This is a genomic window from Dyella choica, assembly GCF_003977665.1.
Taxonomy (GTDB): domain Bacteria; phylum Pseudomonadota; class Gammaproteobacteria; order Xanthomonadales; family Rhodanobacteraceae; genus Dyella_B; species Dyella_B choica.
On record NZ_RYYV01000004.1, the window covers coordinates 304,124 to 320,690 of the forward strand.

5 protein-coding genes are annotated in these 16,567 nt (G+C 61.8%); all 5 read right to left on the reverse strand.

Annotation, left to right across the window (positions count from 1 at the left end; all coding sequences use genetic code 11):
- Positions 1-4: 4 nt before the first annotated feature.
- Positions 5-9,436: a filamentous hemagglutinin N-terminal domain-containing protein gene (locus EKH80_RS07435; RefSeq protein ID WP_126684090.1), complete on the reverse strand. Its 9,432-nt coding sequence runs from the start codon at positions 9,434-9,436 to the stop codon at positions 5-7.
- A gap of 10 nt (positions 9,437-9,446) precedes the next feature.
- Positions 9,447-11,435, reverse strand: a complete 1,989-nt coding sequence (locus EKH80_RS07440) for a ShlB/FhaC/HecB family hemolysin secretion/activation protein (RefSeq protein ID WP_126684091.1) — start codon at positions 11,433-11,435, stop codon at positions 9,447-9,449.
- A 473-nt stretch (positions 11,436-11,908) separates the two neighbouring features.
- Positions 11,909-12,316 carry an STY0301 family protein gene (locus EKH80_RS07445; RefSeq protein ID WP_126684092.1) on the reverse strand — a complete coding sequence of 136 codons (408 nt, stop codon included), beginning with the start codon at positions 12,314-12,316 and terminating at the stop codon, positions 11,909-11,911.
- Positions 12,317-12,596: 280 nt separating this feature from the next.
- Positions 12,597-12,920: a hypothetical protein gene (locus EKH80_RS07450; RefSeq protein ID WP_126684093.1), complete on the reverse strand. Its 324-nt coding sequence runs from the start codon at positions 12,918-12,920 to the stop codon at positions 12,597-12,599.
- Positions 12,917-16,567 carry a bifunctional serine/threonine-protein kinase/formylglycine-generating enzyme family protein gene (locus EKH80_RS07455; RefSeq protein ID WP_126684094.1) on the reverse strand — a complete coding sequence of 1,217 codons (3,651 nt, stop codon included), beginning with the start codon at positions 16,565-16,567 and terminating at the stop codon, positions 12,917-12,919. Before EKH80_RS07455 ends, EKH80_RS07450 begins: the two co-directional genes overlap by 4 nt.

Sequence of the window (16,567 nt, forward strand, 5' to 3'; positions counted from 1 at the left end):
TCCTTCACTCATCCGCACAATCCGTACCGCCGCCACCTGCCTGGCAACCGCGCTGGTCCTGCGGCAGCAGGATGCCCGTGGGCACGATGCCAAATGAACGGTAGTTCGCCGAAATCACGCTGGCGTCGATATACGAATCCAGGTGATTGTTGACGTTCTGCGCGCGACTGGAGAACAGCGAGGTGGGAATGTTCACGCTGTCGCCGACGATCGGCAAAATGGTGCCAATCGGACTCACGGCATAGAAATAGCCCGGTGGTGTACCAATCAGCGTTATGTACTGCGTAGTCGTGCCCAACACGTAGATCGGATTGGATTGCGTGCCAATGGCGCCGGTCGCCGACCACGAACCGGTGCCGTCGTAGGTCCAACTATGATCGCTCTGATACAGGTTGCCGTGGGTCACCGCGATCGACACCGGCGAGGTCCCTGCATTCACCACGAAATCACTACCCTTGACCGAACCCAGGACGAGCGTTTGATCGTTCGCGAAGCTGAAGCCAGCCAGCGAGCGGAAATCGCCCAGTGTATTCACCTTGTTCAAACCAGTAAGCGTGGTACCTCCGCCGACATTGCCGCTAAGCGTGTCGGCAATAATGCTGCCACTGCCGCCTTCGCTAAGCGCGCCGGCCGAGTTAAGGCTGGTGGCAGAACCGCTTGCTTCGCCATCTATCGCAAGGCTGCCACCGGTGGTGGTCAGAGCAAGACTGCTGCCCCCGTTGAGCGGACCGACCACGGTCAGGGCGCGGGCATCGGTAAGGCTGAAGCCGTTCGCCGTAAAGCTTCCGAGCGTGGAAACCTGATTGTAACCGTTGAGTGAGGTGGCGCCTGCCGAACTACCGGTGAGCGTGCCCGCATTGACACCATCACCGCCTTCGCTGATCGCGCCTGCTGAATACAGCGCCACTGTATCGCCCGTCACTGCACCGTTAAGAGTGATATCGCCGGTAGTGGTGGCCAGTGTGGAATTACCGCCGCCGTTCACCGATCCATTGACCGTCAGCGACTGACCATCCTTCAAGCTGAAACCGCTGGCGCTGAAGTTGCCTAGCGTACCCACCTGGTTGTTGCCTGTGAGCGTGGCGGCGCCTGCCGCGCTGCCACTGAGTGTACCGGCGGTGATGCCGCCGCTTTCGCTGATACCGCCAGCGGAATGCAGGACCGTGTTAGTGCCGCTGATCGAGCCTTTAATGGTGAGGTCGCCACCGTTGGTGGTCAGCGATGCGTTGGCACCGCCATTGATCGCTCCGCTCACGGTCAACGCCTGTCTGTCGACCAAGCTGAAACTGGCTGCGCTGAAATTGCCCAGCGTGCTGACCTGGTTGACGCCGTTTAAAGTGACCGCGCCACCTGCACTGCCGGCCAAGGTGCCGGCTGTTACGCTGCCGCCGCTGCCTTCGCTGATCGTCCCGGCAGCATTCAGCGCCGTGTTCGTGCCACTCACGCTGCCATTCAGCGTAAGATCGCCGCCGCTTACGGCCAAGGCAAGGCTGTTGTTGCCATTTACCGGACCGCTTACCGTCAGGCTCTGGCCATTGCTCAGGCTGAAGCCATTGGCGCTGAAACTGCCCAGCGTCCCGATTGCATTGCTGCCATTGAGTGCCGTAGCGCCACCGGAAGACCCGGTAAGGTTGCCGGCCGTGATGCCGCCCGCACTGGTGATCCCACCCTGCGAGCTGTTCAACGTAAGCGTACCGCTGGCGTTGATGGTGTTGGTCGAGCTGATGCCCTTAAGACCGGTGAGCGAGATATTGCCGCCGCTGATCGTGCCACCAGTCGACAACGTCCCACCATTGGAAGCTAGCGAAATATTGCCGCTGCCCGCACTGATACCGTAGGCGCTGAGAGTGCCGGTGGCAGTAAGGCTGACACCACCACTGGCGTTGTCGGTGAGCGATGCAACAGCGAGGTCGCCTGCGTCATTCAGCGATACGCCGGCGCCAGTCGCCGTGACTGCACCTGTGAACACATTGCCGGCGTCGGTAAGCGATACCGAACCATTGCCGCCGTTCAGCGTGGTGGTGCCGGCTACCGATAGCGCTCCGGTTTGACTTATCGCCCCGCCGTTGCTGGCTGCCGCCAGATTGCCGCCTACAGCACCGCTGCCGAGATTCAGGCTGCCATTGCTGTTCACCGTCAGGTCGCCGGTATTCAGCGTACCCAGGCTTAGTGCAGCGCTATCCGTGATTTGCGTTGCGCCACCGGTGAGGTTGACCGCTCCGCCGAACGTGTTGCCGGCGTTGCTCAATGTTATAGCTCCGGCACCTGAGTTGAGTGCGCTGTTACCGCTCACCGACAACGCACCGCTCTCGCTGATCGTGCCGCCACCGCTGGTCGCGGCGAGATCTCCGCTGACCGAGCCACTACCCAGGTTCAGATCGCCCTGGCTATTCACGGTCAGCGAGCCGGTGTGCACCGCACCCAGCGCCAACGCCGAACTTTGGCTGATTTGCGTGGTGCCGCCAGTCAATGCCACGGCTCCGGCAAAGTTGTTGCCGGCGTTTGTCAGAGTGATCGCGCTGTTACCCGCGTTAAAGGCGCTACTGCCGGTGACGGTAAAGGCACCGGTCTGCGTAATCGCTCCACCCGTCGTGGTGATCGACAAACCGCCACTACCGATCGTCAACGCATTGCCGCTGAAGGTGTTACTGGTGCTGGTCAGGCCATTGAGATTTGCCGCACCGCCCAGCGTGACATTCCCTCCTGTATTGAGCGCAAGCGCATGCGCACCATTGACGCCGGAAGCAAAATCGATATCGCCATTGCCTGTGCTGTGCAGCGTGACATCGTTACCCAGTGTCACCGCACCGTTATAGGTTTGCCCACCGCCGGTGGTTTCGTTGCCGCTGATAATGATGTTGTTCGCGGTGATGCTCAACGCACCGCCCACCGAGGTTCCCGGCAAGCCCAAGCCCGCGTTGGGGTAAACCAGCGTAAGGTTGCCGCTGATACTGGCCGGCAGCGTCAAGCCACTGCTGGAAGTGGCAAACGCATTGGCAAACGACAGATTGCTGATCTGCGCGCCTGCGAAATCCACCGTGCTCTTGAACTGGTTGCCGGTGTTGGCGAGCAGAACGTCCTGCCCACTGCCATTCTGCGTAATGCTTGCCGCACCGTTCACGGTGAGCGCGCCATTCTGCGCGATCAAGCCACTGCCTGTTGCCGTGAGTGCACCGTTCACGGTGCCGGCGCCCAGGTTCAAGCTGGCACCGCTGGTCGCGATCAGGGCTCCGGTGTTAAGCGTGCCGAGCGTAAGCTGCGTTGCACCGTTCGCAATCTGCGTAATGCCGCCGGTTAGCGCCACTACACCACCGAAGTGGTTGGCACTGGCCAGCGTGATGTTGTTGCTGCCTGCATTGACGGCGCTCGAACCGGCCACCGTCAGCGCCCCCGACTGCGTAATCGCCCCGCCGCTGTTCGCGGTAAGCCCGCCGTTGACCGTGCCGCTACCCAGGTTCAGCGCACCTTGGCTAGTGACTGTCAGAGCCTGGGTGTTCAGACTGCCCAAGGTCAGCGCAGCATTCTGGCTGATCGCGGTCGTGCCACCGGTCAACGACACCGCACCGGCAAAACTGTTGCCGGGGTCGGTCAGCGTGATGTTCTGGCTGCCGGCGTTGAAAGTGCTTGCCCCGGCCACGCTGAAGGCTCCGGTCTGCGTTATCGCGCCGCCCGTGGTAGTGATCGACAGGCCACCGCTGCCGATCGTCAAAGCATTGCCGCTGAAGGTGCTGCTCGTGCTGGTCAGGCCCCCGAGCTGCGTGGCGCCGCCGACCGTTGCCGCACCGCCCGTCAGTAGCGTAAGCGTATTGCCGGCACCGGTCACGTTGGAGACGAAATCGATCGCACCGCTGTGCGTGCTTTGTAGCGTGGCATTCGTGGTCAACGTCACCGCACTGTGGTATGTCTGCCCACCGCCGGTCGTTTCATTGCCGTTGATATGAATGCCGTTTGCGGCGGTGACGTCCAGTGTACCGCCCACGGCCGTAGCCGGCAGCGTGAGCCCGCTGGTGGCGGCGTAGTTCAAGGTTAGATTGCCGGCGACGCTGGCCGGCAAGGTGGGCGCGTTCGACGCAAGATCGGTATTGGTGAGGGTGAGATTGTTGACCCCGGTGCCGGCGATCGTCACGGCGTTCTGGAAGTCGTTGCCTGCGTTGAGCAAGACGTCATTCCCCGTGCCGTTCTGCGTGAAGCTGGCGGCACCGCTTACCGTCAGAGCTCCGCTCTGGGTGATGCTGCCGGTGTTGCTGACAGCAAGTGTACCGCTGATCGTGCTCGTGCCCAGATTCAGTGCGCTACCGCTGGCTATCTGCGTATTGCCGCCGGTGAAATCCACGGCGCCAGCAAAACTGTTGCCTGCATTGTTCAGCGTGATGGCACTGCTACCCGCATTGAATGCGCTGGTTCCGGTGACGGATAGCGCACCGCTCTGCGTGATCCCCGCATTGCTGGTTGCGGTCAGGTTGCCGCCGACCTGGGCTGCCGGCAATGCAAGCACAGCCGCGGTGTAATTCAGCGTCAGATTGCCGGTGTTGCTGGCCGGCAGGGTCAGCGCGCCGGGCGTGGCGTCGGAATTGGTCAATGACAGGTCGTGGATCTGCGCGCCGCCGCCTGAAGCGGCGAAGGTAACGGTGCTCTTGAAATCGTTGCCGGCGTTGTTGAGGACGATGTCCTGCCCGCTGCCGGCGATGGTATTGGTCTGTGTGAAGCTGGCCGCACCAGTCACCGTCAGTGCACCACTCTGGCTCACCGCGCCGCTGTTGCTGACCGCTAGCGTACCGCTGATGGTGCTGGCGCCCAGGTTCAGCGCACTGCCGCTGGTGATTTGCGTGTTGGCGCCGATGAGATCCACCGCGCCGGTGAAACTGTTGGTGGCGCTGTTCAACGTCAAGGCGTTGCTGCCAGCATTGAAGCTGGCCGTGCCGGCGCCGGAGGCCTGCGCGATATGCCCGCCCGATTGCGCGATGCCGGCGCCGATGAGGGTCAACGCACCGCTGCCCACGTCGACGTTGCTCAGCGTGAGCAGGCCGCCATTGGTAAGCGAAACATCGTTTGCGCCGCTGTTGGCGAGCGACACCGTGCCAGTGAACGCGTTGCTACTGGTCAAGCTGATGGCGTTGCCACCCGCGTTGAAGACGCTGGAGCCTGCCACCGTAAACGCCCCACCCTGCGTGATGCTGCCACCTGTGGTGGTGATGGACAGGCCACTCGCGCCAATCTTGAGCGTACCGGTATCACTGAACGTGCTGCTTTGGGTGGTCAATCCGCCAAGGGCGCCATTGGTGGCATTCGAACCAACAGCGGCGCCGAAATTCACAGCGCCGCCTGGAGCGTCGGTGATCAGCAGCTCAGCCGTGGTCGTGTTGTTGTCAACCGTGCTGGAAAAGTTGATATCGCCGCCGGTGCTATCAAGCGTAGCGTTGGTGCCCAGGGTTACAGCGCCGGTGTAGGTTTGTGCACCGCTAGTAGTGACGTTGCCTTGCAACAGAGTGTTGCCGGTTACCGTCAAGCTGGAAAGCGAGGAACTTCCGCCAAGCGTGGCGTTGCCATTAAGGGTGATGCCACTGGCGCTGCCGCCGGTCACGCCACCATTGAGGGTGATGCTTGGACCGGCAAGGCTGGTCACGGAGCTGCCCAAAGTAACCAGACCGGCATAGCTTTGGACAGTACCCGCAGAGACGTTTCCATCCAGCAAGGAGGTACCGGTGACGTTCAGAGCAGACAGATGCTCCGTACCAGTGCTGCTCAACACGGCATTGCCTGAGATCGTCAAATTCCGCGTTGATTGATTGATTGCGTTGTTCACCGTGACCGTACTGCCGACCAAGGTGGTGCTGGCGTTGCTCAGGGTCAGTGCGCCGGTATAGATCTGCGTGCCAGTGGTGGCGATATTGCTGCTCAGCGTAACCCCGCTGTTGCCATGCGCTGTCAGCGAAGCCAACTCTGTTAGGCCGCCCACCGTGCCGTTGAAGCTGATCGAGCTGCTCGAACTTGTGACACCGAGGTTGTAATTGCCATCCACAGTGGAACCGAACGTGATCGCTCCACCCGATCCAGTGCTGTTGAGCGTGCTGTTGCCTGACAGCGTCACGGCGCCCGTGTAGGTTTGCGTTCCGCTACTGGTGACGGCACCGGCCAGCTGCGTCGTGCCGCTGACCGACAAACTGGTAAGCGCCGACGAGGTGCCTGCCAGGCTGGCATTGCCGGTAACGGTCAGTGAACGACCGCTGCCGCCGCTGACACCCGCATTCAAGTTGACCATACTGCCCTGGAGTGTGGTCGCATGGCCCAGCGCTACCAGACTGTTGTAGGTCTGGCTGCCCGTGGTGGTGATGCTATGGACGTTGCCGTTCAGCGTAATACCACCGGTGCCCACGGTGAGCGAGGCCAGGTTGGCGGAAGCGCCGACGCTCTGTCCAAACTGGGTCGTGCCGGTGGTGCTGACGGTAAGGTTATGCCCGCCATTCACCGTGTTCTGAAAGCTCACGCCACTACCACTGGTATCGGTCAGCGTGGCGTCCGCATCGAGCGTCACCGGGCCCTGGTAGATCTGCGTACCGCTTGAATTGATATTTTGGGTGAGATGGATCGCGTTCGAACTGATCGCCGTGAAAGCCCCCCCTACCGACACCGAACCCAAAATCAACGGATTGCCGCCGTTGCTCAGAATCACATCGTTGGCGCCGGTGTTGCTGATTCCAACGGTGCCGACGAAATTATTGCTGCTATTATTGAGGGTAATCGCGCCGGCTCCGCCATTGAGCGTTACCGCGCCAGCGCCGGTCGTCTGCCCAATCGCGGTGGAGTTCGCCTGCGCGAGACCCGTGCCACTAAGGGCCAAGGTGCCGGTGCCCACCGATACATTGTCCAGAGTGAGCAGATTGGCACCGTTGTTGACACTGACGTTGTTGGCGCCACTGTTGTTCAGCCCCACCGAGCCAGTGATGTCGTTGCTGGTGTTGGCAAGGGTAATGGAAGCCGCACCCGCGCTGAACGTTGCTGTTCCGGCACCTGCAGCCTGTGTGATCGACGTACCGACGGCCTGCGCAATGCCGGTGCCGCTAACTTGCAGTGCGCCCGCGCCTACATTGACATTACCAAGCAGCAGCGCATTGCTGCCGTTACTGAGCGTAACGTCATTACTACCGGTATTGCTCAGCGTCACGGGGCCGATAAAATCGTTACCGGCGTTGGCAAGCACAAGGGCGCCCGCACCCGCGTCGAACGATGCCCCCCCAGCACCTACGGCCTGCGTAATCGAGGTACCCGTGGCCTGTGTAATGCCGGTACCGCTTACGGTCAGCGTACCGGTACCAACCGCAACGTTACCCAGTTGCAGCGCATTGACATTGTTGCTGAGCGCAACGTTGTTGTTGCCGCTGTTGCTCAACGCTATCGCGCCAATGAAATTATTGCCGGCATTGGTGGCTGAAATTGCGCCCGCTCCGGCCGAAAGCGAGGTGGTGCCGGCAATGGTCAGTGCCCCTAACGCATTGATGCCCGAACTGGCGATGACACTGAGGTTGCCGCTCGAAAAGCCACGAGTGGTATCGATGCCGGAGGTACTGTCGATGGAGAGGTTGTTAACCGCGTTTGCGGTCGAGTTTCCGATGAGAACGACGCCACCAGTGGTAGTGATACTTGAGCCCGCCGTAAGGTTGACGGCACCGTTCGTTTCAATTTCTACACTACCGCCATTGGTGCTGATGCTTGCGCCATTCAATTGCACCACGCAAGCGGTGCTGGAGGCACAACTGCTGCCACGGCTATAAGTGGTACCCGCTGCCGGGCCGGCGTAATCGGCCCACATGGCGACACTCAACCCAAAGACGCCGTTGCTAGAAATATTGCTGTTGTCCAGGATGCTGCCAGCCGCTTCCAGATAGAGCACGCCTGCTCCGCTGGCTGTAATCGGCGCGGATACGTTGATGTCGCCATTCTGTGTACCACTGCTGCCGGTGAACACGAACACATTGGTGCCACCAGTCAACGCATTGTTGATCACGCTGTTGCCGATGACCGAAGAATTGCCGCTGGCGGTGTACGTGCTGCTACCGGAGGTAGTGATATTGCTGGTGGTCGAGCCGCTGTTGATCGTTACGTCATACGGGTCGAGCAGCCAGGTACCCGCCTTGCCGCGAACCGCCGACGCATCCACGCTGCCCTGTGCGTTCAGCCCATAATGCGAGGACGTCTCGACCAGGCCGCCATTGCCGCCCAACGCACCACCATGCGCACTGATGCTGCCGTAGAAATTATTGACCTGGTTGCCCCACACGACGACGGAACCGCCATTGCCGGTCTGTGTGGCATCGGCTTTCAACGCCGCGGTAGGCGCCACATAGGTGGCATTGGCGGTCTGCAGTCCTTCCCCACCTTGATAGCCGCCGCCCACGCGAATGCTGCCGCCGCCCTGCGTGCCGGAGGCATCGATGTTGCCGGTCACACCCACATTCTGGTCCGACAGCACCTGTACGCTACCGCCTTCAGCGCCGGAAACGTCGATGGTGCCACTGGTAACGGCGTTGCCGCCGCTGGCGATCAGCTGCACTTTGCCGCCGCGGGTGCTGATGCCACCTGCGCTGATCACGCCGGTGTTGTTCACCAGGTCGGTGAACAGATCCTTCGCCGCCGAAGCCTGCAGCACCACCGTGCCGCCATCTGCCTTCAGCGTGCCCTTGTTGGTGACCGCGGCCTCATCCGCATTCAGGCGCTTTTGCAGATCGCCGGTGACCTGCACATTGATCAGGCCGTCGCCGTCGAAATCCAGCACGGCACGATCGGCGCCGTCCAGATTGATGTGGCCGTAGTTGGCGACGATCAGGCCGTCGTTGGAGACCTGCCCGCCGATCAGATTGACCGAGCCACCGCTGGCCGCCTCGATGGTGCCGTGATTGACGATGCCCGCACTGCCGCCGCGCGCATCCAGGTTGAAATGATTGGCAAGGAAATCGCTGGGCGTGAGATCCAGCGTGCTGGCCACCAGGCCGCCCACGTTCATCTGTGCGCTGCGGCCGAAGATGATGCCGTGCGTATTGATCAGGAAGACCTGGCCGTTGGCGTTGACGTGGCCGAAGATCTGGCTGGCGTTCTGGTCGAGAATGCGGTTGAGCGCCACCGAGGTGAACGAAGGCTGCTTGAATATGACCGAGGCGTTCGAACCGACGTTGAACGTCTGCCAGTTCAGCGCCAGCAGCTGTGAGTTCTGCACAACCGTGGTGTTGGCGCCGTTTTGCGCGATCGAACCGCTGCCGCCAACGATCGAACCGCCTGTGGGCGTGGCGTTCGCAGCCACGTGGCCGCCTGCCCATGCTTCGCCGCCACAAGCGAAAAGACCCAGCAGGGAAACCAGACTGGCCGGCAGCAACTTGCGTCGCAGGACCGGCAATCCGTTCGAGTGGGATGACGTGTGCTGCTGTTTGCGAATGCTGTTGCTCATGACTGCCTCCTTAGAACGTCAAGCCCATACGTCCGTATACGTGGTAACCGTGCCGGTCCGTTGCCTGCTGGCTGCCCAGCGGTATCGCGCCATCCAGATGAAACTCGAAATGGTGGAATTGCGGGATGCGGAAAATGAAGCCCATGCCGAAGCCGCTGAAGGTCAACGGCGGCGTGCTGCTGCTGTGATTTCCCCCTGCGTTGAAGCCACGGGCGTAGTCAAGGAAAGTTTCCAGCTCCAGCACTTCTCGCCAAGGCCGTGCGTAGAACGGCGACGGCTTGTTGCCGAACCCCGGCGCATCCACGTGGTATTCGAGTGAGGTGTAGTAGCCCCGATCGGTCAGGCCGTCGGCAATCGGATACGAACGTACGCTGTCCGGGCCGCCGATCACGAACTGTTCCATCGGCACCAGCGCATCCGGCGTCCATTGGCCATTCAGTTTGAAGTACAGGCGCTGCGATTGGGTCAGGAACTGCAGGCGCGTGTACGACACCTTCGCCAGGGTGAAATCATGCGCGTGGTTGGGGCTGACCAGATCCGGCTCATGCGACTGGTCCGCCAGCGACTTGCGCACGTTCACCTGCAACAAGTCCACGCCCTGGAGACGGCGGTCGGTGTGATTCATGGCATAGCCAAGATCCAGCACGTTGAACTTTTCGTCCGACAGCTGCATGCCCTGTGTGCTCAGCCTGGACTGTTCGCGCATCACATGCAGGCTGACCTGCATCTTCATGTCGTCAGTGTTGATGAACTTCCAGTCACTGCCGACGAAATGCGTAGTGGTCGGACCACGCACCTTCAATGCGCCAAACCCGTCTGAGCTGATCTGCAACTGGCTACGCGTAAAGCCAGCCGTCATGCCCAGCCCGGGCACGACCACCAGCGGCACGTTGTAGACCAGCGAACCGTAGGCGTTCTGGTTCGGATCAAGCGCGTAATCCACGTTGGCGGACAGGCTGTCGCCAATGCCCAGCGGGCTGTTCCAGGTGACACCCGCCAGCGCGCGGTAACGGCCGGTAAGCGACGTGCCGTAATTGTCTGCGCCGGTGGTAAAGGTGAAGGGACTCTTCGCCTCGTGCGCCACCATGATCAGGTCGGTATCGCCGGTCTGCCGACCCGGCTGGAAGGTGGAGTTTACGGTCACACCAGGCAGATCGCGCACGTACAGCAACGCCGAATCCACCGTGCTGTTCTGCAACGGCTTGTTCTTCAATTGCTGCGCAGGCGCTGCGATGACATCGGCGTAATAGCGCTTGTTGCCCTTGACGACGATGCGCCCGACCTGGCCTTCCAGAATCTGGATCTGGATGAGCTGGTCATTGCCGATGGTCTGCGCCGGCAGGAAGGCATCGGCCACGATGAAGCCGGCCTTGCGGTAGCGCGCGGTGACCTTGTCGGCCACGCCCTGCATCTGGGCGAAACTCAGCATCACCGGCTGGTCGGCACTGCCGCCCAGCTTGCGATACTCCTCGTTGACCAGTGCATGGATGCTGTCATAGGTGATGCCCGCATCCGGATGATCTCCCACACCGTCGATGCGGAAGCCGCGCACGGCGATCTTCTGCCCGGCTGCGCCGCCGCTTTCGCGCTCCTTCACCGGTGGCACCACGCCTGCCGCGCTGGGCGCCGAGGCGAGCGCGGCGTTGCCGCTTTCGCTGCCCGATGCCGCCACCGCGCTGGCGGCCGCCTCGGCATTCTGAGGAGCGGCCTTCGCCCCTCCTCCAAAGCTGTAAGCGGCGAACTGATCGGCCAGATAGGCGTGCGCCTGCGGGTAACCGGCCTTGTGCAAAGCCGCGGTAATCCGTTGAGCGAGCGCCTGCAGCTGCGCGTGGTCCAGCGCACCTGTCCCCGCTGCCTTCTGGTATTCCCCGTCGATGATCTTCTGGATCTCCGGCGCCGACGCCGGTACCCCGCTAATCAGGATCTGGCCCGGCTGGGGCGCACTGCCTTGCCCCCATGCCGAACTGCTACCCAATGCCAAAGCCAATGCTGCTGCCATGCATGCAATCCGCACGATACTTGTCCTCTGAATCGAAACGCGGTGGTGCTTGTGGGTGGGGGAGCGCCCCATGCGCTCCCCTTGGATCAAATGCGATAACTGAAAACCCATGTGCCGGACGCAGGTTGCTGCGGCTGCGCCCGGCATCAACTACTGACTCGAACCCGACCGACCATCACCTCGACCAAGACCGGGCTCCGATACAAACGCGCCCCGCGAAGCTCACGACATCGACGCTCCGCCGCGTATTAAACCGGCCCTGGGCTTCGCCGAGATGACATGCGAGGCTCAAATTCGAAACATTGATTCCCCTGCCACGTCTCGCCCGAACATCGGGGGGCGCGGCTGGAACGCCTATCATGCCTCTACTCGATACCGCGTTCCAAGTCGCAAATTTAGATCTGGACCGCGTTTGCGGCATTACTCTTGCTTTATCCGGTCGTTCCTGCCGCGGGCCACTCGCCGGTGAAAGACTACTGGCAGCGCGCTGCAATCAAACTGGATTGCGCCCCCTTATGTGCAGAACCGTAAAGCGCCTCGCAACGGGTAACTCCCTGCTTCAGCGGTTTTGCTACAAACAATGAAGTGCCGGTGTAGAAGCACGCCGCCCACATTTTTTCGGTGGCGTCGAATTTCCACACGTCTTTTGCGCGGCCCTGCTGGTCTGTAGATTCCGGTACCAAAGATTCCTGATCGGCCGGATTTCCGCGGAAAAGCCCGATATGATCGAGTACGTGCGGCTCCGGTGATTCGGCAAGTTGCCATCCCGACGGCGCGGACGCAGTGCTTTTCACGTCAAGCGATACGGGACATTCCACTATTTGTTCGGCGCCTTGAACCAGGGCCGGAACCAGCAAAATGAGCACCCACAAAAATTTCATCGCCTACCCCTTGGCAAACAGCCCAGGCGCGCAACCCGTGCGTCGTAGTGAACTCGCACTGGGCCATAGCGCTGGCACCGAACAGACATTCCTTTCCTAAAGTGTGGCAGTCCGGGCATGCTTACGCAATACATCGGCGCGCGACAGCGCCCATCTTTGGCATACACTGCAGACGACGGCTATGGGCATTCGCACGAATACCCTTCCATCTGGGAGACCGGAGGAACCATCTCAGCATCAAGCAGCTTTGCTTGAAGCCATTGCCACCCCAGCGTCTCGCTCAAGTTGCCCTCGACAGCCAGTACCACAGACCGGCACATAGCAGGACCGCGGCCATCGCGATGACCAACGCCCACTTCCACACCATACGGCGCGACAACAACGCGTCGCGCAACACGTTGTCACCAGCCAACGACACCGCTGCCTGCGGTGGCGGCACCGACCGCACGATGGCATTGCGCGCCGTAACCACATGGCTATCGCGCAAGGCACCTAGCAAGTGGCGCCGGCGGGAGCGGTATTCCTCGCGCGTGAGCCGACCCAGCCGATGGGCTTCGTCGAGCGCGCGCAGGCTATGGTTGACGTGCCGTTCCCGTTCGCTCATTTCAGTTCTCTCAACACGCGGAAACCCACGTCTTTTTGTGCGGCACCGGTATCGTCGCGGTGGCTGTTCACCGTGCAATCGGACCAGTAACTGGTGTAGCTGCCGCCGCGCACGCTCACGCCACCACCATTGGTGACCCATTCCCACACGTTGCCGGTCATATTCACCAAACCCCACGGATTGGCTTCGCGCCCGCGTGCGGAAATAGGTGCCCCGCTGTTGTCGTCGCCATTGCCGGCCGTGGGCGGGATGCAGTTGCTGTCTGAAGCTTGTGACCAGCTGCCGCCGCCTTTGGCTGCATGGGTCCACTCCGCATCCGTGGGCAATCGATAGACGTAGCCGCCGCTGGCCGAGGACAGCCACGCCACATAGGCCTTGGCCTGGGCCAGACTGATGTTGGCGACGGGCAAGCCGCCGGAATCCGGATCGTCCCCTGACTTGGCCGAGCATTGCCCGGTGGCGCTGCAGTAGCGGTTGAATTCCGCCACGGTGATTTCCGCGCGTGACATGGCATACGGTTTGCCGCCGGAGATGCCAGGTATGACCACCAGCGTAGGACCGCGATGCTGGCCGAGCGCGTCAAAGCAGGCCTTGCCCTTGCCGATCAGGTCGGCTTGGTTGCAGGGGTCGCTGCTGGGTCCGGCAGGTGCCGTCGGTGTGGTGATATTGGCCGATGCAAGGGCGCCAGTGGCGGCAGGCGCGGCCTTGCCGCTGGTCGCCGTTTTGGTAGCGGACGTACCCGGGATCGCGGCGGGTTGATTGGCGGCACCGGCTTGGGTGGGGTTATTGGGGGAAGATGTCGCCGCAGGCGCCGTTGCAGCGGCTTCGCTCGGCTTCATGCCGTCGAGCAGATCAGACAGCGTGCCTTGCAGCTGGCCGTGTTGTTTCAAATCGGATTCCAGTTGCTTGAAGCCATCCGGATCGGCCCTGCGCGCATCGGCAAGCTGCTTCTGCATGCGCTCGAAGTCGGTGCTGCTTACCGGCTTACCGCGTGCATTCATCACTGCGGCGAGCAAGTCGTAACGCGATTTCGCGTTGCGCAGCTCAGCCCGATTGCCAAGCGACTTGATGGCCTTGGCCAGCAATTCGGATCCACCCTGATAACGGCCCCGCTGCACAGCTGTATCAGCTTGGGCGAGATAGGCGCCGGCCAGCAGCTGCGGCCCGTCCTGGGTAAGGAACGGGTTGTCCGGCTGCAAGCTGCGAATGCGCGCCAGCGATTCTTCCGCCTTGCCGATGTCGTTGGCGGCGGTGGCACGCTTGACCGACTCGATGCGCGACGTGACTTCGGCAGCGATGCTTTCCTGGTTGAGCTGCGCCTCCTGCTGTTGCAACAGGGTATCGAGGCGGCTGCGCTGAGCACGCAATGCGTTGGACTGCGGCTCATATTGCAAACCGAGGTTGACCAGGTTGCTGGCCTGCTGCCATTGCAGCGGGTCGGTCTGCTGTCCGGCTTGGGTGGCAATGGCATTGGCCAGATCGTCCACCAGCTTGCGTGTGTCGGGCGAGCTGTCGTTATGCAGCGTGCTCATTGCATTGGCGACTTGCTGCTGCCAATCCGTGCTCATCAGCGGCTGGGCGATCAGCGCAGCGAGCGTCTTGCGCGCTTGCGGCAGGTTGGCCGGAGCGGCGGTCTGCCCTGGCGCCGTCGTTGCAAGCGTTCCGTTGAGCGCAGTGAGCTGCGTTTCACGCTGTTTCAAGCGGGCCGAATCGGGAAACAGGCGTGTCGCCAGTGCGAGATCGGACTTTGCTTCGTCCGTGTGGTTGGCGCTCAGGGCATGACCGATGGCAATGTCGTATTTCAGTTCGAGCTCGGCATTCTTCAACAGTGCGCTATGCGGATCGATGGCACGGATCTGCGCCAGGGTTTCCACCGCGTTATTGGGCTGGTTCTCGAAAATCGCGCCGGCATCGATGCGCTGGGTCAGCTGGGTATCGAGCGTGTTGAGCAGGTCGTTCTTCTGCTGTTCGATTGCGCTGCGCTTCGCGTCTAGGGTCGGCGAATACAGCTTGAGCTGGTCGCGAAACTGGAAGACGTGCTGCGTGGCGGCGTAGTCGTAGTGGTTCTGCGCCGGATCCCAGTAAGTGCCGATGCGGCTGAGCAGGTAATTCTGGATCGTATCGCCCTGGTCGAGCACGAGGCGCTTGCGTTCGTCATCGCCCAGCGTGTTCAAGGCTAGCGCGGCCTGGTCTTCGTTGGCGTAACGGTCCGCTGCCGCGGGAGCAAAGCGCGCAACGATTTGATCGATCTGGCGGGCATGCAGGTAATGGTTCAGGCCCCAGCCTGCCCCCGCCAATAGCACCAGCGCACCGCCACCATAGGCCAGTTGCGGGCCGATGCGTTCGCGCAGGCTGATTTCGCGCATGCCCTCGACCAGCTCGGCAGCGGATTTCAGGCGCCGTTCGCCATGGAACGCGACCGCATCGCACAGCGTCTTGTATTGGCGCTTGGTCAGGCCCGGTACCGGAGGAGGCTTGCGGCCTTCGCGCTGCGCCACCTCCGCACTGTCCTTGTCGAACGGATGTTTGCCCGTCAGCAGTTCGAAGGCCACACAACCCAGCGCGTAGATATCGTCGCTTGGCGTGGGTTCCTTGCCCTGGATCATTTCCAGGCTGGCATAGGCCGGCGTGAGCGCGCCGAGCGTGCCGGCGTCGAACAAGGTCTGTTCGCCCGACGCATCGCCGGCATGCTTGCCTGCGCGTGCGATACCAAAATCGAACACCTTAGGGCTGCCGTCGCGCGTGACCATGACATTGCCGGGCTTGAAATCCGAGTGCACAACGCCGGCACTGTGCGCGCGTTTGAGCGCGGAGGCCATGCCCTCGATCAGCCCACGTGCCTCGGACAGCGGCATGCCGTTGAAGCGTTCACGGATCAGGGCCTTGAGGTCTTGGCCGTCGACATACTCCATCGTCATGAAGACGATGGTCCCGTCCTTGTCGAAATCGAATACACGCACGATATTGTCGTGCGCCAGCAATTGCGAGCGGCGCGCTTCGCGCTGCAGCGCGATCAGCGAGTCCGGGTGACGACGAAATTCGTCATTCAACACTTTCACGGCGACGTAAGGATCGCGATCGCGTGCTTCCACCTTGCGCTCGTCCCGCGCAAGGTAGACCACGCCCATGCCGCCGCGGCCGATTTCGCGTTCGAGCAGGAAACGGCCTTTCAGCAGCATGCCGACGGTGGCGTATTCGCCGCCCTCCGCCTGGGCAACGCGCTGCCAGGTGTCGCGGCTGGAGCTGGAATTGCCGGTGTTATGGCCAGTGTTATGGCCGGTGTTCTGAGTGATGACGGAAGGCCCCGAGGCCGGCTTCACCACCGTGGCGTCCATCCCACCCGACACGGCGGCCAGGGCGGGTTTGACTTGCGTGACCTCCGCTTCCGCCGCAACAGGCGGCTTGACCAAGGTGGCATCGTTCGAGCTTACGGCAACCGGCTGCTGCACCGCGTGCAGCTTGGCGATCAGCGCGCGGGCGATGTCGGGAGGCAGCGTGCCCTCTTCGAGCATGCGCGTCAGCAACGCAAGGTCGTCGCGGTAGACTTCTTCAGGTTGCGGCCCGCGTTCGCCCAGCGCCTGGAACAGCTCCGGCAATTTGCGCTGTCGCGCGTTGAAGTCGTCGATCAGTTCGGCTAGGAACGTCAT

What these genes read in the sequence shown, in the direction of transcription:
- EKH80_RS07440 (WP_126684091.1), bottom strand. Translation starts at nt 11,435, where the DNA reads ATGGCAGCAGCATTGGCTTTGGCATTGGGTAGCAGTTCGGCATGGGGG.
- EKH80_RS07450 (WP_126684093.1), bottom strand. Translation starts at nt 12,920, where the DNA reads ATGAGCGAACGGGAACGGCACGTCAACCATAGCCTGCGCGCGCTCGAC.
- EKH80_RS07445 (WP_126684092.1), bottom strand. Translation starts at nt 12,316, where the DNA reads ATGAAATTTTTGTGGGTGCTCATTTTGCTGGTTCCGGCCCTGGTTCAA.
- EKH80_RS07435 (WP_126684090.1), bottom strand. Translation starts at nt 9,436, where the DNA reads ATGAGCAACAGCATTCGCAAACAGCAGCACACGTCATCCCACTCGAAC.
- EKH80_RS07455 (WP_126684094.1), bottom strand. Translation starts at nt 16,567, where the DNA reads ATGACGTTCCTAGCCGAACTGATCGACGACTTCAACGCGCGACAGCGC.